Below are 21,037 nucleotides of genomic sequence, written 5' to 3' on the forward strand. Positions count from 1 at the left end.
ACCGAGGAAGGCTTTTTTTTTTAGATATGAAACAGATTACTGTCATTATTAGCATCATTATTATTAGCTCCAGTTAGTTGATACAGCATGCTATTTCCATAAAAGCCTGTATCAATTGAGATACAGGCTTTTTTTATTATAAAGTTTAATGATTTGAACATCATAAATAAATCAAGCTAACCAAATGTATTTCAGATATTTAAATATCAAACACATACACTGAGTTTAGTCTTAAACTGTAAATTAAGAACCAAGAGAAAAAGACAAATACTAATTTTAGAACTTTAAATGACTATGAACGCGTATTCCAATAACCAAACCATAATTTACCACAACGGTGAATTTTTAAAACCTGAAACTGCAAAGACCAGTTTATACAGCCAAACTTTACACTATGGCAATGGCGTATTTGAAGGTATCAGAACTTATAAAACCGCTGATGGCACAAAAATTTTTAAAGCCGAAGAACACTATGAGCGTCTAAAATATGGTGCTAAAGTGATGGGCATTCCTTTCAAATACACCGTTGAAGAGCTTATTGCAATTACCTACGATCTTTTAAGAAAAAACCAATTGGAAGATGCTTATATCCGACCATTGATTACTACAGGTGACAATATGGGATTATATACTTCAAAGGAATCAATCTTGACTATTCAGTGCTGGGCCTGGCCAAAATTAATGGGCGACACTTTACTCCGTGTCAAAACCTCATCGTTTGAACGTCCAAACCCAAAATCCTGCTTTGTGGAAGCGAAGGTTACAGGACATTATATCAACTCCATCTTATCCACCAATGAAGCGAAAGACGCAGGTTTTGATGAAGCTTTATTGCTCGATATGTATGGGAATGTTGCCGAATGTTCGGGAGCAAATATCTTCATGCAGAAAGACGGCAAACTTTTCACGCCTAAAAAAGGCAGTATCATGGCTGGAATTACACGTTCTACCATTTTAGAAATTTGCGAGCAAGAAGGCGTTCCAGTTGAAGAAAAGCATTTCAAACTGGACGAATTGAAACAAGCCGACAGTGCATTTTTTACGGGAACAGCAGCAGAAGTTGTTGGCCTAAAATCATTGGACGATTATGAATTTCCTTTACAATGGACCGATTCTTTAGGTCATAAATTAATGAAGTTGTACCAAAAAGAAGTTTTAGGACAACGCACAAACAAATTATCAGAAGCATTATGAGTGAATTAAATAAATATAGTAAAACAGTTACACAAGATCCTACACTTCCAGCGGCACAAGCGATGTTGCACGCCATTGGTTTAACGGATGAGGATTTGAAAAAACCTTTTATAGGGATCGCCAGTACAGGATATGAGGGCAATCCTTGTAATATGCACTTGAATGATTTAGCGGTACATGCTAAAAAAGGAACAGAAAATGCTGGATTGGTGGGCTTAATTTTCAACACCATTGGCGTTAGCGATGGGATTTCAAACGGTACGCCGGGAATGCGTTTCTCATTGCCTTCCAGAGATATCATTGCCGATTCCATGGAAACTGTTGTGGAAGCCATGGCTTATGATGGTTTGATTACCGTGGTTGGCTGTGATAAAAACATGCCAGGTGCTTTGATGGCCATGTTGCGTTTAAATCGACCTTCAGTGTTGGTTTATGGTGGCACCATTGCTTCAGGATGCCATAATGGTAAAAAATTGGATATTATATCAGCATTTGAAGCCTACGGACAAAAAGTTGCAGGAACCATTGATGAAGAAGAATTCCAAGCTGTAGTGCATAAAGCCTGTCCAGGAGCAGGAGCTTGTGGCGGCATGTACACGGCCAATACTATGGCTTCGGCCATTGAAGCTTTAGGAATGTCATTACCTTTTAACTCTTCAAATCCTGCGCTTAGCGATGGAAATCTGAAAGAAAAAGAATCGGTTAAAGCAGGTGAAGCCTTGCGTTTATTGTTAGAAAGAGATATCAAACCTTCAGATATTGTCACTAAAAAATCAATTGAAAATGCCTTCAAATTGGTTACCGTTCTTGGCGGTTCGACCAACGCAGTACTTCATTTTTTAGCCATCGCAAAAGCGGCTCAGGTAGAATTCACCTTAGAAGATTTCAAAAAGATCAGCGACAACACCCCATTATTAGCCAATCTAAAACCAAGCGGACAATATTCGATGGAAGATTTGCACAATATCGGCGGAATTCCTGGTGTCTTAAAATACATGTTAGATAAAGGCATGTTGCACGGCGATTGCTTAACCGTTACTGGAAATACCTTAGCCGAAAACTTAAAAGATGTTCCAAGTTTAAAAGAAGGTCAAGACATTATAGCAACACTTGAAAATCCAATAAAAGGAACAGGACACATCCGTATTCTATTTGGAAATTTGGCGACGGAAGGTGCCGTGGCAAAAATCACAGGAAAAGAAGGCTTGTCTTTTAGAGGAACCGCCAATGTATTTGACAGCGAAATTGCCGTCAATGAAGGTATCAAAACAGGAAAAGTCAAAAAGGGCGATGTGGTCATCATCCGCTATGAAGGTCCAAAAGGCGCTCCAGGTATGCCAGAAATGTTAAAACCAACCTCTTCTATTATGGGTGCAGGTTTGGGGAAAGATGTTGCCATGATTACGGACGGACGTTTCTCCGGTGGATCACACGGATTTGTAGTAGGTCACGTATCTCCCGAAGCTCAAGATGGCGGTAATATTGCGTTAGTTGAAAATGGCGATATCATCTTCATAGATGCCGTTAACAATACCATAGACATCGAAATTTCCGATGAAGAATTAGCACAAAGAAGAGCCAAATGGGTTGCACCTGCCTTAAAGTTTAAGCGTGGTGTGCTCTATAAATATGCAAAAACAGTTTCATCAGCATCTCAAGGATGTGTTACTGATGAATTCTAACAAGTACGATTATGCAAGAAACACAAACATTGAATAAAGAACAAAAAACAACAGCGACTACCATTCGTATTTCAGGTAGTGAAGCCATCATCAGATGTCTTATTGCTGAAGGTGTTGACATTTTATACGGTTACCCAGGCGGTGCGATCATGCCAGTGTATGATGAACTCTATAAGTTTAGAGATCAAATTCATCACGTGCTAACCCGTCATGAACAAGGTGCCACCCACGCCGCACAAGGCTATGCGCGTATTTCAGGAAAAGTTGGTGTTGCCATAGCCACCTCTGGACCAGGAGCTACAAATTTGATTACGGGCATTGCAGATGCTCAAATAGATTCCACACCAATGGTGTGCATTACAGGTCAAGTCGCCTCACATTTATTAGGTAGTGATGCGTTTCAGGAAACTGATATTATTGGCATTTCAACGCCAGTCACCAAATGGAACCATCAAATTACCAAAGCTTCTCAAATACCTGAGATCATCGCCAAAGCATTTTATATTGCCAGAAGTGGACGTCCAGGGCCTGTTTTGATTGATATTACAAAGGACGCTCAATTTGAAGAATTTGATTTTTCTTATGAAAAATGCACTCGCGTCAGAAGTTATAATCCAGTTCCAGCCACTGATATCGACGATGTGAAAGCGGCGGCACTTTTGATTAATTCCGCTAAAAAACCGATGATTGTTTGGGGACAAGGTGTTATCCTAGCAGAAGCAGAAGAAGAATTAAAATCCGTTATCGAAAAGACAGGTATTCCTGCAGCATGGACGATTCTAGGTGCATCAGCAATCCCGACAGCACATCCGTTAAATATTGGAATGGTCGGCATGCACGGTAACTATGCCCCTAACGTTTTGACTAATGAATGTGACGTTTTAATTGCCATCGGCATGCGCTTTGACGATCGTGTTACTGGTAATTTAGACAGTTATGCAAAACAAGCTCAAATTATTCACTTTGATATTGATCCTGCTGAGATTGATAAAAATGTGAAAACGGACGTTTCTGTTTTAGGAGATGCGAAAGAAAGCTTAACCCAACTATTACCACTTTTAAAAGCGAATTCACATACCGAATGGCATCAGAAATTTAAAGATTTGTACGCCATCGAGTTTGAAAAAGTTATTAAAGACGACTTATATCCAACCAAGGAAGGTTTGACCATGGGCGAAGTCCTTAAGGAAATCAATCTCCAAACCAAAGGAAATGCCGCTATCGTTTCTGACGTTGGACAACACCAAATGATCGCCTGTCGTTACGCCGAATTTACCACCACCAGAAGTAATATCACTTCTGGAGGATTGGGAACCATGGGATTCGCACTTCCGGCGGCCATTGGCGCAAAAATGTCGGCTCCCGGGCGTGACGTCGTCGCTATTATTGGTGATGGAGGTTACCAAATGACCATTCAAGAATTGGGAACTATTTTTCAACAAAGAGTCCCAGTAAAAATTGTGGTTTTGAACAATGAGTTCTTAGGAATGGTGCGCCAGTGGCAACAACTCTTTTTTGACAAACGCTACGCCTCCACAGAAATGACCAATCCGGATTTTGTGGCCATTGCCAAAGGCTATTATATCGATGCTCAAAAAGTCACCAAAAGAGAAGATTTAAAAAATGCCGTTGCTGAAATGATGAATTGTGAAGGCCCTTATTTTTTAGAAGTTTGCGTAGAAAAAGAAGGCAATGTCTTCCCTATGATCCCAAGTGGCGCGAGTGTTTCAGATGTGCGTTTGGAATAAAAGAGCGCTTGAAGTTGGAAGCACGGAGCTTGAAGACAATAATTATAACATAGAGAAAAAGAAAATAGAATAAAGAGAAAAGAAAATAGATGATGTTGAAACAATTTAAATATAAAGCTGAATCAAGTCTATTTTCTATGTTCTATTATCTTTTCTCTTAAAGCAAAAATCTGATTACAACAGAACAAAGAAAATAGAATAAATAGAAAAGATCAAAGATGATTTTTGAGACCATTTAAAAATGAATCCATAAAAGTCTATTTTCTATATTCTATTATCTAAAATCTTTTTAGAACAATGAGTGAAACTAAATTATATACCGTATCCATTTACACCGAAAACAATATTGGTTTATTAAACCGTATTTCGGCCATTTTTCAACGTCGTCATCTCAATCTTGAAAGTATTAATATTTCGGCTTCTGAAATTGAAAATGTATCCAAATGGACCATCGTCCTGGAACTAACCGAAGAACGTATGAAAAAAATTATCGGTCAGATAGAAAAACAGATCGATGTCATTAAAGCCTATTACCATACTGAAGAAGAGACGATTTATCAAGAATCCTGCATGTTCAAGCTCAGATCGAATTTGCTTTTTGACGAACGCCAAATTCAAAATATCATCAAAGAAAGCAACGCGCGCATTGTGACCGTTAACCGAGAGTTTTTCGTCATTGAAAAATCAGGTCGCAAAGAAGAATTAGAATTATTACATCGTGAATTAAGTGTCTTTGGCATCATGCAGTTTACGCGCTCAGGACGTATTGCAGTGACTAAAGACGAAATGAAAATATCAAAAATGCTAGAAGCATTTCAACATTAAAATCAAATAAAAATGTCAAATTATTTCAACACATTACCGTTAAGAATCCAATTAGAGCAATTAGGAAAATGTCGTTTTATGGATGCTTCAGAATTTGAAGATGGCATCAACGCATTAAAAGGAAAGAAAATAGTTATTATCGGCTGTGGCGCCCAAGGTTTGAACCAAGGTTTGAACATGCGCGATTCTGGTTTGGATATTTCTTATGCCTTACGTGATGCCGCTATTCAAGAAAAACGCGCTTCGTATAAAAACGCTGCGTCTAATGGTTTTACAGTAGGTACTTATGAGGAATTGCTTCCAACTGCCGATTTAGTCTTGAATTTAACGCCAGACAAACAACATACGGACGTTGTAAAAGCGGTCATGCCTTTGATGAAAAAAGGAGCAACATTAAGCTATTCTCATGGTTTTAATATCGTCGAAGAAGGCACTAAAATCCGCGAGGATATTACTGTGATCATGGTGGCACCTAAATGTCCGGGAACAGAAGTTCGTGAAGAATACAAACGCGGATTTGGTGTACCAACCTTAATCGCCGTACATCCAGAAAATGATCCTGAAAACAAAGGTTGGGAACAAGCTAAAGCATATGCTGTAGCAACTGGAGGCCATAAAGCCGGTGTTTTGGAATCGTCTTTTATTGCTGAAGTAAAAAGTGATTTAATGGGCGAACAAACCATTCTTTGTGGGGTGCTTCAAACCGGATCCATCTTAGCTTTCGACAAAATGATTGAAGTAGGTGTGAATCCTAATTACGCTGCAAAATTGATTCAATTAGGTTGGGAAACCATTACTGAAGCGTTAAAACATGGTGGGATTACCAACATGATGGATCGCTTGTCAAATCCAGCAAAAATCAAGGCTTTTGAAATGGCTGAAGAATTAAAGACTATCATGAAACCGTTGTTTGAAAAGCACATGGATGACATCATCTCTGGACATTTCTCACAAACGATGATGGAAGATTGGGCCAATGACGACGTTAATCTTTTAAAATGGCGTGCCGCAACTGGCGAAACCGCTTTTGAAAAAACAGAATTAACAACCGATCATATTTCAGAACAAACCTATTTTGATCATAGCGTCTTATTGGTAGCTTTTGTAAAATCGGGCGTCGAATTAGCGTTCGATACGATGGTAAGCGCTGGTATTATTGAAGATTCAGCATACTACGAATCCTTGCACGAATTACCATTGATTGCCAATACCATCGCAAGAAAAAAATTATTTGAAATGAACCGTGTGATTTCTGACACTGCTGAATATGGCTGCTATTTATTTGACCATGCCTGCAAACCTTTATTGGTAGATTTCATGAAAAACGTAGATCCAAAAACCATCGGAACTTCTTTTTCAACCTCTAATGCCGTCGATAATCAGGAATTGATTGCGGTTAATGAGGCCATCCGAAGCCACCCTATTGAAACTGTTGGAAAACGTTTAAGAGCAGCGATGACTGCTATGAAAGTTATAAAAACAGATGCTGAAGTAGAAGATTCAGTATTAGCGTAACAAACCATTGTAGCATCCTTAGGATGTGAATAAAATAAAAGGCAGGACTTCTGCGTCCTGCCTCTAAAGAAGTGTGATGAACGTTGAAACCAAAATATATTACCCAAGTATTGCCGCTGTAGAAGCAGCCGCCCGAAAACTACAAGATGTTGCCACAGTAACACCACTCATCGCCAACCAGCGTTATTCGAAAAAATTTGGAGCGAATATCGTTTTTAAACGTGAGGATTTACAGCAAGTGCGCTCTTACAAAATACGAGGCGCCTACAACAAAATGTCATCGCTGAGCCCATCGCAAGTTGAAAATGGAGTCGTGTGTGCAAGCGCCGGAAACCATGCGCAAGGCGTCGCATTATCTTGCAAATTATTAAAAATTAAAGGCACTATTTTTATGCCCTCGCCGACACCTCAACAAAAAATTGAGCAGGTCAAAATGTTTGGCGAAGACTATACTGAAGTCATTTTGGTAGGCGATACTTTTGACGATGCCAGTGAAGCTGCAAAGCAAGAATGTGAGCGTTTAAACAAAACGTTTATTCATCCTTTCAACGACGAAAAAGTCATTGAAGGGCAAGCCACCGTGGGCTTGGAAATTATTGATCAGGCACAGCATCCTATTCATTATGTATTTGTGCCGATTGGCGGCGGCGGACTATCGGCCGGGCTATCTTCAGTCTTTAAACAATTGTCTCCCAATACAAAAATTATTGGTGTGGAACCGAAAGGTGCTCCTTCCATGTTAACCTCCCTCAAAAACAAACGCAACACCGAATTAAAAAACATCGAATGTTTTGTGGACGGCGCTGCGGTAAAACGTGTGGGCGATTTAAACTTTGAGATTTGTCAGCAAAATGCAATTGAAGTCATTACCGTCGATGAAGGCAAAGTTTGTGAAACCATCCTCGATTTGTACAATAAAGATGCGATTGTTGTAGAGCCGGCAGGTGCTTTGAGCATTGCTGCTTTAGATCAATATGCCGATGAAATCAAGGGCAAAAACGTGGTCTGTATTATTAGCGGTAGCAATAATGACATCACGCGAACTGCCGAAATCAAGGAACGCGCACTTTTATATGCGAACCTCAAACATTATTTTATCATCAAGTTTCCACAGCGTGCTGGGGCACTTCGTGAGTTTGTGGTCGATATTTTAGGACCTACAGATGATATCACACACTTTGAATACACCAAAAAAACAAACCGTGATAACGGTGCGGCCGTCGTGGGATTGGAATTGAAATCAGCCGATGATTTACAACCGCTGATTACCAAAATGAAGCTCCATAATTTTTACGGCGATTACCTTAACGACAAACCCGAACTATTTCAATTTTTAGTATAAAACGAAAGCTATGAGCACAATACCAGAACAGTTTCGAATTAAATCATTAATCCATCAAAACAGCTATTTAGTAGATGGCGAATTAAAATCCTGGTCTGGAGAAAGCTCAGAAGTTCATTCTACCATTTCTTCAACTGAAGTGTATCAGCCCACTTTATTGGGCACTATTCCAACCTTAGGCGAAAAAGAAGCCTTGGACGCGTTGGATGCTGCTGTAAATGCCTATGACAAAGGTCAAGGATTGTGGCCTACCATGAAAGTGAAGGACCGCATTGATTGCATGGAAAATTTCACAACCCAAATGAAAACCAAGCGTGCGGAAATCGTCAAATTGCTCATGTGGGAAATTGGGAAAACCCTTCCTGATTCAGAAAAAGAATTTGACAGAACGGTCGATTATATTTACGATACAATCGAAGAATACAAACAACTCGATAGAGACAACGCCAAATTTGAAAAACATGACGGCGTCTATGCGCATATCAAAAGAGGCCCACTTGGCGTCGTACTCTGCTTAGGACCTTATAACTATCCATTAAACGAAACGTTCGCCCTATTGATTCCTGCATTGATGATGGGAAATACCGTCATCTTCAAACCAGCAAAATTTGGAGTTTTGTTGATTTCTCCTTTATTGGAAGCTTTTCAAAGCAGTTTTCCTAAGGGCGTTGTCAATATTCTATATGGTCGCGGAAGAACTGTTGCCACCCCGATCATGGAATCAGGGAAAATTGATGTTTTGGCCCTTATCGGCAACAGTAAATCAGCCAACGCGCTTCAAAACCAACATCCAAAAAGCAACAGACTTCGCCTCGTTTTAGGTTTGGAAGCAAAAAACCCAGCCATTGTGCTTAAAGATGCCGATTTGGATTTAGCGATCGATGAATGCATTGCAGGAGCGACATCATTCAACGGACAACGTTGTACAGCCTTAAAAATCATCTATGTACATGAAGCCATTGTGGACGAGTTCAACAAGCGTTTTTCTGAAAGAGTAGATGAATTAAAATTTGGAAATCCTTGGGAAGCTGGCGTGAAATTAACGCCTTTACCTGAACCAGATAAACCACAATACATACAGGAATTGATTGATGATGCCATTGAAAAAGGTGCCAAAATATTAAATAAAAAAGGAGGAGAAACTTCTGAAAACTATATTTTCCCTGCCGTTTTATATCCCGTGAATAAAGACATGCGCGTGTTTCAAGAGGAACAATTTGGTCCTGTGATCCCTGTCGTTCCATTTAAGGATATCGAGCAACCTTTGGATGATATGGCCGAATCAAATTACGGACAACAAGTAAGTTTGTTTGGCAGTGATATTAAAACATTAGCGCCATTGATCGATACCTTGGTCAATTTGGTATGTCGCGTTAACCTCAACAGTTCTTGCCAACGTGGCCCAGATGTGTATCCATTTACTGGCAGAAAAGACTCTGCTGTAGGCACTTTGAGTGTTCATGATGCACTCCGCTCCTTTTCCATAAGAACATTTGTCGCTTCAAAAGACAATGCTTATAACAATGCCATTTTAAAGAATTTATTAGATAGCAAAGCCTCCAATTTCGTGAGTACGGATTATATCCTTTAAAAAAAGTTAAAAAAAATTTGAGATATTAAATAAAATGTTACTTTTGAACCATGATTCTAATGAAAAATAAAATACGTCCATCAAGTCCCGCAATGGTATTGCGCAGACGCTGTGCATTCTAACCTTAAAGAAGCCACTAACGTATATTTATTTTTTTACCTTGATCAATTCACTACACATAATTTACTCTTCAAATCCAGTTGTTTTAAATAGCAACCGCATAAGGACATGTCATATATTATTCCGTCGCCCTTAAGGGTGCGCTATAATTTTGGAACCTAGGTGAGTCCGGTTCTTTTTTCCGACAATTTCATTTTTAATTTTTTTTTAATTTAAACATCAAGACAATGGAAATTGTTATTGCTAATAAATCTCATGCCGTTTACGCTCAAATCATTTGCGACACGATTGCAGAATCGGCGAAAGTAAGAGGTACCGGTATTGCTAGACGGACGCCAGAATACGTCATCTCCAAAATGGAACTTGGCAACGCGGTTATTGCTTTAGACGGCAGCACCTTTGCTGGCTTTTGTTATATCGAAGCTTGGGGTCATGGTAAGTTTGTTGCCAATTCTGGACTGATTGTTCATCCAGATTTCAGAGAACAAGGTTTAGCCAAGAAAATAAAGCAACGTGTTTTTCAACATTCGAGAGAGAAGTTTCCAGACTCCAAAATATTTAGTATCACCACCGGATTGGCCGTTATGAAAATGAACAGCGAACTGGGCTATAAACCCGTTACCTTTTCAGAATTGACCAATGACCAAAGTTTCTGGAATGGCTGTCAGTCTTGTAAAAACTATGACATCCTTCAACGTACCGAACAAAAAATGTGCTTATGCACAGGCATGTTGTACGACCCAAAATCCAAGAATAGTGACGAACCACAAGAAGTAAAAGCCAAGGTTTTCCAAAGATTAAAACAAATCAAACAGACCTTGTTTCTAAAAAAAGAAAATAAATCATGAGTAAAAAATTAGTTTTAGCCTATAGTGGCGGCTTGGACACCTCCTATTGTGCCGTACATTTAAGTAAGGATCTCGGATATGAAGTACACGCCGTAAGTGTGAATACTGGCGGATTTACTTCTGAAGAAATCCAAAAAATAGAAACAAACGCCTACAAAATGGGGGTTTCAACCTATAAAAATATTGATGCCGTTGCTTCTTATTATGAGAAAGTCATCAAGAATTTGATTTATGGAAATGTGTTAAAAAACAACACCTATCCTTTATCGGTAAGTGCAGAACGGATCATTCAGGCCATTGAAATCGTTGAATACGCCAAAAGCATCAACGCCGAATATATTGCCCATGGCAGTACAGGCGCTGGTAACGACCAAGTGCGTTTTGATATGATTTTTCAAACTTTGGCACCACATATCGAAATCATTACGCCTATTCGAGATTTGAAATTATCTAGACAGGAAGAGATTGATTACCTCAAAAGTAATGATGTGGACATGTCTTGGGAGAAAGCTAAATACTCGGTCAACAAAGGCCTCTGGGGAACCAGTGTTGGTGGCGAAGAAACTTTAACTTCAGAAAAACCATTGCCAGAACACGCCTACCCGTCGCAATTGGAAAAGCAAGGCGAAGAAAAAGTAACGCTTACCTTTAAAAAAGGACAGTTGGTAGCACTTAATGGCCAGTCTAATGCGCCAGAAAAAAATATTGAAGCCTTAAATACAATAGCTTCAGCTTACGCTATCGGTCGTGACATTCATGTTGGCGATACGATTGTAGGGATTAAAGGTCGTGTTGGTTTTGAAGCAGCCGCGGCACTTATTACGGTCAAAGCGCATCACTTATTAGAAAAGCACACCTTGACCAAATGGCAATTACAGCACAAGGAATACCTCTCTAGTTTTTATGGGATGCATTTGCACGAAGGACAATATTTAGATCCGGTAATGCGCAACATAGAAGCCTTTTTAGAAAGTAGCCAAGAAAATGTCTCAGGTGATGTGATTGTGAGCTTAAAACCTTACCATTTCACTTTAGATGGCATTAACTCTCCGCACGATTTAATGAATGCGAAGTTTGGTACGTATGGCGAAATGAACAAAGGTTGGACGGCAGATGAAGCCAAAGGATTTATAAAAATAATCGGCAATCAGAATAAAATTTATCATCAAGTAAATTCAGAATCATGATCGACGTAGGTATTATTGGAGGAGCAGGATACACGGCTGGCGAATTAATTCGTCTGCTGTTGAATCATCCAAAAGCACAGCTTAATTTTATTTATAGCACTTCTAACGCAGGAAATAAAATTTCTAAAGTGCATCAAGATTTGGTGGGCGATACCGATTTAGAATTTTCCAGTACCATCAATCCAGAAGTCGATGTTTTGTTTTTGTGTTTGGGTCATGGCAATTCCAAAGCATTTTTGGAAACGCATAAATTTTCTTCCAAAACGAAAATCATCGATTTAAGCAATGATTTCAGATTGGAAAAGGATCGCGATTTTGAAGGGATGCATTTTGTTTACGGCTTGCCCGAATTGAATAAGGACGCCATTAAAAAAGCGAATTATATCGCTAATCCAGGCTGTTTTGCTACAGGCATTCAATTGGCACTTTTGCCCTTGGCCGCAAATCATCTTTTAAAAAGTGATGTTCATGTCAACGCCGTTACTGGTTCAACTGGTGCAGGAACATCCTTGTCAGATACGACGCATTTTTCATGGCGCGACAATAATTTTTCGCATTATAAAGCTTTTAATCATCAGCATTTAGGAGAAATTAATGAAAGCATTCATATTTTACAAAAGGACGCCACATCTGAAGTGATTCTTATTCCTAACCGAGGGAATTTTTCAAGAGGTATTTTCGCCACGGCTTATACGGATTTTGACGGAAGCCTTGAAGACGCGAAAACACTTTATAAAACCTATTATAAAGACGCTGCATTTACGGTTGTTTCTGAGGAAGACATCCATTTAAAACAAGTGGTCAACACCAATAAATGCATGCTTCATCTGCAAAAACATAACAACAAATTGTTAATCACAAGTATTGTTGACAACTTATTAAAAGGTGCTTCAGGACAGGCCATTCAAAACATGAATTTGATGTTTGGATTTGAAGAAACTGAGGGGTTGAAATTAAAAGCAACTTATTTCTAGTAAAAACTAGATCAGGAAATTGATTTAATATAAGTTGAACCGCCATTATAGGCATTAATGAGATACCCGCCTTCGCGGGCATGTATATGAAAATAGCAATCATAGGCACAGGAAATCTGGGGAAATCCATCGCAAAAGGTCTGATTACCAATAATGCGATAACGACCTTATATCTTACCAAAAGAAATACGGAAGGTATCTCCGAATTTGAAGGCTATAAAAATGTCACGCTTACCACGGATAATAATTTGGCGGTCAAAAACTCCGATATTTTAATTTTCGCAGTGCAGCCGTCACATTTGGAACAGGTTCTAAAAGATATCAAGCCGCTAATTACAGATAATCACGTGCTCATTTCTACGGTTACCGGATTTGATATTTCCAAAATGGAAGCTATTATTGGTGCCGAGCAGTATATTATTAGAGCCATGCCAAACACTGCTATAGCCGTTGGAAAATCGATGACCTGCATTTGTAGTAATACACAGGGTGCCAAACGCATTAAAGTGGCTGAGGCTATTTTCAATCGTTTAGGGCATTCGTTGATCATTCCGGAATCACAAATGCAAGCGGCTACTGTGGTTTGCGCCAGTGGCATCGCATTTTGGATGCGTCTTATTCGTGCGACCACGCAAGCGGGGATTCAATTAGGTTTTGATGCTAAAGAAGCTCAGGAATTGGCCATGTACACCAGTGAAGGTGCGGCCAATCTACTAATTGCCAATGGCCATCATCCAGAGGAAGAAATTGACCGAGTGACTACTCCAAAAGGCTGTACCATTGAAGGCTTGAACGAAATGGAGCACAAAGGTTTAAGTTCGTCATTGATACAAGGTATGGTCGCCTCTTACAATAAAATCAGTAACATTAAAAAAGAACAAATATGAGTTTATTTAATGTCTATCCACTTTTTGACATCACGCCAGTAAAGGCCAAAGACCTTTCGGTTTATGATGATAAAGGTGTTGAATATTTAGATTTATACGGCGGTCATGCCGTGATTTCCATCGGACATTCCCATCCCGAATATGTGTCGGCAGTTTCAAACCAAGTCAGCAACTTAGGATTTTATAGCAACGCAATTCAAAATCCACTGCAAGAAGCCTTAGCCGAGGAACTCGGACGCATTTCAGGTTGTAAGGACTACCAATTATTTTTATGTAATTCGGGCGCAGAAGCGAATGAAAATGCCTTAAAACTGGCGTCGTTCCATACCGGAAAGAAAAATGTTTTAGCGTTTAAAAACTCCTTTCACGGACGCACCTCAGCAGCGGTTGCAGCAACAGATGATCCTAAAATTGTAGCGCCATTAAACGCACAACAGCATGTGGACTTTGTGACTTTAGGCGATTTGCACGCTGTTGAAAACATCCTTAAAAAAGAAGAAACCTGTGCCGTCATTATCGAATTGATTCAAGGTGTAGGTGGTTTGGATGAAAGTACGTCTGAGTTTTATCAAGGTCTGGAAAAATTATGCAAGACCTACAAAGTCATGTTAATTGCAGATGAAGTGCAGTCTGGATTTGGAAGAACGGGCGATTTCTTCGCTTTTCAAAAGTACGGCTGGGCACCGGATATTATTTCTATGGCAAAAGGCATGGGCAACGGTTTCCCAATTGGCGGTATTTTAATTCATCCAGATATTAAAGCCTCATTTGGATTGTTGGGTACCACTTTTGGTGGGAACCACTTGGCTTGCGCCGCATCTTTAGCCGTTTTAAAAGTTTTGGAAACTGAAGAGCTGATGAAAAACGCAGATGACATGTCGGCTTATTTTATTGAAAAAGCACAGAATCTACCACTTTTGAAAAGTATCAAAGGCCGCGGACTCATGTTAGGCTTAGAATTCGATTTTCCAGTGGCAGAATTAAGAAAGAAATTGATTCACACGCATAAGATATTTACAGGAAGTGCCAAAAATCCAAATTTGATACGGATTTTACCTCCGTTAACGATTCAGAAAAAACATATTGATTTGTTTTTCGATGCTTTAAAGCAGGAATTGTTGATGATGAATGGTGCTTAAAATCAATTGTAAAACCTCACAGATTTTTGAAACCTGTCAGGTTTGAAAAATGAACAAAGTTAAATTTAAGGGATTCCCAACCGATAGTTATCGGAATCGTGGGAAGTCATAAAAGATTCCGGCCTTCGCGGGAATGAAAAATAAATTTTCGATGAAAAAATACACCGAAATAAAAGACATTTCAAATCTTTCTGAAATGATAAAGGAAGCGATTTTACTTAAAATGCAGCCTTTTGAATTTTCGGAATTAGGAAAAAATAAAACCTTAGTCATGCTGTTTTTCAATGCGAGTTTACGAACGCGCTTAAGCACTGAAAAAGCAGCACGTAATTTAGGAATGCACGTGAGCATCCTTAATGTTAACGATGCCTGGAACATTGAATTTGAAGACGGCAGCATCATGAATGCCAACAGTTCTGAACACATCAAGGAAGCCGCACAAGTGATTTCTCAATATGCAGATATCATTGCAGTGCGCGCATTTCCAACGCTTACAGATAAAGCAAAAGATTCTTCAGAATACATTTTGAATAGTTTTATAAAATATGCCACCGTGCCTATCGTGAATATGGAAAGTGCCACGTCACATCCTTTACAGGCTTTGGCGGATGCAATTACGATAACTGAACTTTCGGAAAAACGCAAACCTAAAGTCGTCCTCTCTTGGGCCCCACATCCAAAAGCATTGCCTCAGGCCGTTGCCAATTCGTTTGTGGAAATGATGCTAAAGATGGAAGTCGATTTGACCATCACACATCCGGAAGGTTATGAACTTGATGCAAACATCACTAAAGATACGCCCATCAACCATAATCAAGAAGAGGCTCTAAAAGACGCCGATTTCGTCTATGTCAAAAACTGGAGCAATTTTAAAGATTATGGCAAAATCCTAAATCAAGATCCGAATTGGATGATGACCCAAGAAAAATTAGGCAACGCTAAGTTTATGCACTGTTTACCGGTAAGACGGAATGTGGTGGTAGAAGATGCGGTTTTGGATGGGAATAATTCCATAGTCATCAAACAAGCGAATAACAGAACTTTTGCTGCGCAAGTAGTACTGAAAAATATTTTAGAAAACATATAAAAGGATCTAAGTCAAACCCGACAGGTTTCAAAAACCTGTCAGGTCTTAGAAAATAAAAGATACCCGTTTTCACGGGCATACTATGAAAACACTCAAAATCGTCAAAATAGGCGGTAATATCATTGATAATGAAGCGGCATTATCGTCTTTTCTGGAAGGCTTTGCTGCCATTGAATCTCCTAAAATATTGATTCATGGTGGTGGAAAATTAGCCACGCAACTTGCCAATCAATTGGGATTGGAAGTTAAAATGATCGATGGCCGACGTATTACCGACAAAGCTACTTTAGACCTCATCACGATGGTGTATGCCGGGAAAATCAATAAAAATATTGTCGCAAAATTACAATCCAAAAAATGCAATGCCATCGGATTTTCTGGCGCTGATGGGAATACTATTGTTTCGAAAAAACGACCTATAAAAACAATCGATTATGGATTGGTGGGCGATGTCATAAAAGTAAACACAAAAATCCTCCAAGTTTTATTGGAGCATAAAGTTACGCCAGTATTTTGTGCGTTGACCCACGATCAGAAAGGACAACTTTTAAACACTAATGCCGATACGATTGCTTCCGAATTGGCCATTGGTTTTGCCGATCACTATCAAACGGAATTGTATTACTGTTTTGAAAAGAACGGTGTTTTAAAAGATGTGAATGATGAAGATTCGGTCATCAAACAGATTACGACGAAAAACTATCAAAGTTTAATTGATGATAAAATCATCTCCGACGGTATGCTCCCAAAACTGAACAATTGTATTCATGCCATTGAAAAGAATGTCCATAAGGTGTGCATCGGGAAACCGGAAATGCTTTTTGAATCCAATGCTAATTTTACAACCATTACCAAATGACACCAAAACTGACCACTGATGCCATTGCATTGTTAAAAAAGCTCATAGAAACGCCTTCGTTTTCATCTGAAGAAGATCAAACGGCACTACTAATAGAAGACTGGTTTCAAAATTACCATATCGATTACAAACGAACAGAAAATAACGTTTGGGCCATCAATAAATATTTTGATGCCACCAAACCCACCTTGCTGCTCAACTCGCACCACGACACGGTAAAACCAAATACTGGCTATACTAAAGATCCTTTTATGGCTATTGTAGAAGACGGTAAATTATTCGGTTTGGGTAGTAATGATGCCGGAGGTTGTTTGGTTTCTTTAATGGCCACGTTCGTTTATTTTTATGATCATAAAGATTTAAATTATAATTTAGTCATGGTCGCTTCCGCAGAAGAAGAAAGCAGCGGCCCCAATGGCTTAAACAGCATGTTGAAAATCATCCCAAAAATAGACGTTGCTATTGTGGGCGAACCAACTTTGATGCAACTCGCCATTGCTGAAAAAGGCTTGGTCGTTTTTGATGCTAAAGTAAAAGGCACGCCAAGTCACGCGGCGCATCCAAATGCCGATAACCCTATTTATAACAGCATCAAAGTGTTGGAGTGGTTTAAAGATTATAAATTTGAAAAAGTATCGCCTGTTTTGGGCGAAGTCAAATTGACAGTTTCTCAAATAAAAGCAGGAAAACAACATAATGCCGTGCCTGCCGAAGTGGATTTGGTGGTGGATGTGCGCGTGAATGATTGCTACACGAATACAGAAATTGTAGAAATCCTTCAAAAGGAATCGCCATGCAGCAGCATCATTCCACGGAGTTTACGTTTAAATTCGTCGTCCATTCCTAAAGACCATGCTTTGGTAAAAGCAGGAATCGCCTTGGGAAGAGCAACCTACGGGTCGCCAACACTTTCTGATCAGGCTGTTTTAAGTTGTCCGTCGTTGAAGTTAGGTCCTGGGGATAGTACGCGATCACACTCGGCAGATGAATTTATTTATATTAGTGAGATTGAGGAAGGGATTGAGTTGTATATTAGGTTATTGCAAGAAATATTGTGAAATAAAATATAGAATCAAGATAAAAGAATAATGACTTGGTCTTGGTAAGAATTAAGACGTTCTGAGATATAGTGAAATCGATGAAGATTGTAAGCATTTCGCACTGCGATCTATGTGACAGAGGAAGGGATGATTTGTATGTACGGTTATTGAAGAAGATATTATAAATAGAATTTAGAATTGATTTGGAATTTGAAGCATTTAGCGTCAACGATCTGCGAAAATCTGCGGGAAATTTATTGAGAGCAGAGGGTTTTAATAATCGTAAAGCTGTGACACAAAGTTGCGCAAAGGAGACATAAAGTTCCACGAAGAGCGTCGATCTAAAATAATGTAAAATAGAATTAAGATTTGATGTTAGCTTTGATTTAAAACTTAGCATCATAATAAAATAATTAAAAAAAGAAGCGCAGGTTTAGATTCCTGCCTTCGCAGGAATTTTATGAAACTCTGGGATAAAGGAATTAGTATAGATAAAAAAATAGAACAATTCACGGTTGGGAACGATCGGAAAATTGATTTACACATCGCTAAATATGATGTGCAAGCATCTTTGGCACATGCTAAAATGTTGAAATCGATCGGTATTTTATCCGAAGAAGAATTAGAGCAATTAGAAGGCGGATTAAAAAATTTGGCACAACAAATTGAAGAGGGCACCTTCACTATTGAACCGCAATTTGAAGATGTGCACTCCAAAATCGAATTTGAACTCACTAAAATTTTGGGCGAAGTCGGTAAAAAGATTCATACCGCACGTTCACGTAATGATCAAGTTTTAGTCGCCCTGCAGCTTTTCTACAAAGAACAACTGGGCATCATTTACGATAAAACAGAAGTGTTTTTCAATACCTTATTAGGATTAGCCGAAACTCATAAAAAAGCATTACTTCCTGGCTATACGCATTTACAGGTAGCAATGCCGTCGTCTTTTGGATTATGGTTTTCTGCTTATGCGGAAGTGTTGATTGATGATGTTTATTTGCTCAATGCCGCCTTAAAAACGGTAGATCAAAATCCGTTAGGTTCAGCAGCTGGTTATGGCAGTTCCTTTGGAATTGACCGTGAATTGACCACTAAAGAACTGCAATTTGCAACCTTAAAATACAATGTGGTGGCGGCACAAATGGCACGTGGCAAAAGTGAACGTACCATGGCCTTGACTCTAGGAAGTTTATGTAATACGATGGCGCGTTTTGCCATGGATATTTGCTTGTATATGAGCCAAAATTTTGGTTTTGTAAGTTTCCCTGATGAATTGACCACAGGCAGCAGTATCATGCCTCATAAAAAGAATCCTGACGTATTTGAACTGATTCGTGGGAAATGTAATAAAATTCAGGCGCTACAAATGGAAATGATTTTGATTACCAATAATCTTCCAAGTGGTTACCATCGCGATTATCAGTTGCTAAAAGAAAACATGATTCTTGCCATCAATGATGTGAAGGATATTTTGGATGTGTTCAATTATGCCATTCAGCAAGTAGAGGTTATGGCCATCGATTTAAACGATGCCAAATACCAGCATTTATTTACGGTTGACAACATCAATACGCTTGTTGAAAATGGCATGAGTTTCCGTGAGGCTTATCAAATTATTGGCAAACAGGTTCAGGAGGGCACTTATAAGCCTGATACTTCTAAAGAGCATACGCATCAAGGAAGTATTGGAAATTTGTGCTTGGAGGAGATTAGAGCCAAGTTCCCTAAACGTGAAAAGCATCCGTGAAGGATGCTTTTCTGAAGAGCTACTATCTAAAAATCTGACTAACCATTAAACTTAAATAATAGTAGATTGTCCTAAATGAATGTTTGTGAAATTCATATTAGTGTCTTTTGGATTATTGATAAAATCTTCAATAAAATCGCCCACTTTTGTGGTGGAGATATGATTGAATTTTGAATTTAAATCGGGTGTTGTGATGTTTAATTTCAATGAACGCTCAACGCCTTCTCTAATCAATTCGGCTTCTTCATAAAGTTCAAAATGATCCAATAACATGGCAGCAGATAAAATAGATGCAATCGGATTGGCGATTCCTAAATCTTTTGCCTGCGGATAAGAGCCGTGAATAGGCTCAAACATGGCATGCTTATCTCCAACCGATGCAGACGCCAATAAGCCAATAGAACCGCCTATAACGCTTGCCTCATCACTGATGATGTCGCCAAACATATTCTCCGTCAAGATCACGTCAAATTGTTTTGGGTTTAAGATGATTTGCATGGCTGCATTATCAACAAACAAGTAATCGAGCTTAACATCTTTGTATTCTTCCGAAATTTCGGTAACCACTTTTCGCCATAAGCGTGAGGATTCCAAAACATTCGCTTTGTCCACTAAAGTGACTTTACGTTTTCTGGATTGTGCGGCTTTAAATGCCAAATGCGTGATGCGTTCAATTTCTAAGCGTGAATACACACATAAATCTGATGCTGTATTTCCATCCTCACTAAGATATTTTTCTCCAAAATAAATACCGCCTGTCAACTCTCTGTAGATACAAATATCCGTTCCCTTTATGATTTGTTTTTTTAACGGCGATTTGTCCAAAAGTGTATCATAGGCTTTAACTGGTCGGATATTGGCGTATAAACCCAATTCTTTGCGCAGTTTCAACAAACCTTGCTCCGGACGTACTTTAGCTGATGGATCATTGTCGTATTTTGGATCGCCAATGGCACCAAACAAAATCGCATCAGTATTTTTACACAAATCAAGAGTTTCCTTAGGCATGGGATCTCCTGTTTCATCAATGGCAATGGCACCCGCCGATGCATATTTAAATTGAAACGTGTGATCAAATTCTTGGGCAATGGCTTTTAATACTTTCACAGCTTGTGCAGTAACTTCCGGACCAATGCCATCTCCTGGCAATACAGCTATTTTTAATTTCATAAATTCCTGCGAAGGCAGTCCCGAAAGCTTTCGGGATGTCTTCATTTATTTTAATGTTTATTTCTTTTTAACCCAAGTT

The 21,037-nt window shown here is 39.0% G+C and carries 17 protein-coding genes; 16 read left to right on the forward strand and 1 reads right to left on the reverse strand.

The window, feature by feature from the left end:
* Positions 1 to 294: 294 nt before the first annotated feature.
* From ACOH2D_RS03960 to argH, 16 genes are all read left to right on the forward strand, one after another.
* Positions 295 to 1,194 carry a branched-chain amino acid transaminase gene (locus ACOH2D_RS03960; protein WP_449534424.1) on the forward strand — a complete coding sequence of 300 codons (900 nt, stop codon included), beginning with the start codon at positions 295 to 297 and terminating at the stop codon, positions 1,192 to 1,194.
* Entirely contained in the window at positions 1,191 to 2,876 is a 1,686-nt protein-coding gene (gene ilvD / locus ACOH2D_RS03965) for a dihydroxy-acid dehydratase (protein WP_348035185.1), read from the forward strand. The genes ACOH2D_RS03960 and ilvD overlap by 4 nt, the downstream gene beginning before the upstream one ends.
* Positions 2,877 to 2,887: 11 nt before the next feature.
* Positions 2,888 to 4,624, forward strand: coding sequence for a biosynthetic-type acetolactate synthase large subunit (ilvB, locus tag ACOH2D_RS03970; protein WP_449534425.1), 1,737 nt, complete (start codon positions 2,888 to 2,890; stop codon positions 4,622 to 4,624).
* A gap of 297 nt (positions 4,625 to 4,921) precedes the next feature.
* On the forward strand, positions 4,922 to 5,449 hold the full coding sequence (gene ilvN / locus ACOH2D_RS03975) for an acetolactate synthase small subunit (RefSeq protein ID WP_348035183.1): 528 nt from the start codon (positions 4,922 to 4,924) through the stop codon (positions 5,447 to 5,449).
* Positions 5,450 to 5,461: 12 nt separating this feature from the next.
* Positions 5,462 to 6,964, forward strand: coding sequence for a ketol-acid reductoisomerase (ilvC, locus tag ACOH2D_RS03980; protein ID WP_348035182.1), 1,503 nt, complete (start codon positions 5,462 to 5,464; stop codon positions 6,962 to 6,964).
* 76 nt (positions 6,965 to 7,040) lie between these two features.
* Positions 7,041 to 8,306, forward strand: a complete 1,266-nt coding sequence (gene ilvA, locus ACOH2D_RS03985) for a threonine ammonia-lyase IlvA (protein WP_449534426.1) — start codon at positions 7,041 to 7,043, stop codon at positions 8,304 to 8,306.
* Between the two features lie 10 nt (positions 8,307 to 8,316).
* The gene (locus ACOH2D_RS03990; RefSeq protein WP_348035180.1) at positions 8,317 to 9,897 is read left to right on the forward strand and encodes an NADP-dependent glyceraldehyde-3-phosphate dehydrogenase; all 1,581 of its coding nucleotides are present in this window, start codon (positions 8,317 to 8,319) and stop codon (positions 9,895 to 9,897) included.
* A gap of 347 nt (positions 9,898 to 10,244) precedes the next feature.
* Positions 10,245 to 10,865: a GNAT family N-acetyltransferase gene (locus ACOH2D_RS03995; RefSeq protein ID WP_348035179.1), complete on the forward strand. Its 621-nt coding sequence runs from the start codon at positions 10,245 to 10,247 to the stop codon at positions 10,863 to 10,865.
* The gene (locus ACOH2D_RS04000; RefSeq protein ID WP_449534427.1) at positions 10,862 to 12,052 is read left to right on the forward strand and encodes an argininosuccinate synthase; all 1,191 of its coding nucleotides are present in this window, start codon (positions 10,862 to 10,864) and stop codon (positions 12,050 to 12,052) included. Before ACOH2D_RS03995 ends, ACOH2D_RS04000 begins: the two co-directional genes overlap by 4 nt.
* Positions 12,049 to 13,026 (forward strand): N-acetyl-gamma-glutamyl-phosphate reductase, encoded by a 978-nt coding sequence (gene argC / locus ACOH2D_RS04005; protein WP_449534428.1) that lies wholly within the window; start codon positions 12,049 to 12,051, stop codon positions 13,024 to 13,026. Before ACOH2D_RS04000 ends, argC begins: the two co-directional genes overlap by 4 nt.
* 86 nt (positions 13,027 to 13,112) lie before the next feature.
* On the forward strand, positions 13,113 to 13,913 hold the full coding sequence (gene proC, locus ACOH2D_RS04010; RefSeq protein WP_449534429.1) for a pyrroline-5-carboxylate reductase: 801 nt from the start codon (positions 13,113 to 13,115) through the stop codon (positions 13,911 to 13,913).
* Positions 13,910 to 15,052 carry an aspartate aminotransferase family protein gene (locus ACOH2D_RS04015; RefSeq protein ID WP_449534430.1) on the forward strand — a complete coding sequence of 381 codons (1,143 nt, stop codon included), beginning with the start codon at positions 13,910 to 13,912 and terminating at the stop codon, positions 15,050 to 15,052. Before proC ends, ACOH2D_RS04015 begins: the two co-directional genes overlap by 4 nt.
* A 151-nt stretch (positions 15,053 to 15,203) precedes the next feature.
* Positions 15,204 to 16,139 (forward strand): N-acetylornithine carbamoyltransferase, encoded by a 936-nt coding sequence (locus ACOH2D_RS04020; RefSeq protein ID WP_449534431.1) that lies wholly within the window; start codon positions 15,204 to 15,206, stop codon positions 16,137 to 16,139.
* 82 nt (positions 16,140 to 16,221) lie between these two features.
* Entirely contained in the window at positions 16,222 to 16,998 is a 777-nt protein-coding gene (gene argB / locus ACOH2D_RS04025) for an acetylglutamate kinase (protein WP_449534432.1), read from the forward strand.
* Positions 16,995 to 18,056, forward strand: a complete 1,062-nt coding sequence (locus ACOH2D_RS04030) for a M20 family metallo-hydrolase (protein WP_348034957.1) — start codon at positions 16,995 to 16,997, stop codon at positions 18,054 to 18,056. Before argB ends, ACOH2D_RS04030 begins: the two co-directional genes overlap by 4 nt.
* 442 nt (positions 18,057 to 18,498) lie before the next feature.
* Positions 18,499 to 19,788, forward strand: coding sequence for an argininosuccinate lyase (argH, locus tag ACOH2D_RS04035; protein ID WP_449534433.1), 1,290 nt, complete (start codon positions 18,499 to 18,501; stop codon positions 19,786 to 19,788).
* A 51-nt stretch (positions 19,789 to 19,839) separates the two neighbouring features.
* Here argH and leuB read toward each other — a convergent pair whose 3' ends face one another.
* Positions 19,840 to 20,958: a 3-isopropylmalate dehydrogenase gene (gene leuB / locus ACOH2D_RS04040; protein WP_449534511.1), complete on the reverse strand. Its 1,119-nt coding sequence runs from the start codon at positions 20,956 to 20,958 to the stop codon at positions 19,840 to 19,842.
* Between the last annotated feature and the right edge of the window lie 79 nt (positions 20,959 to 21,037).

Source organism: Gelidibacter sp. (assembly GCF_053579655.1).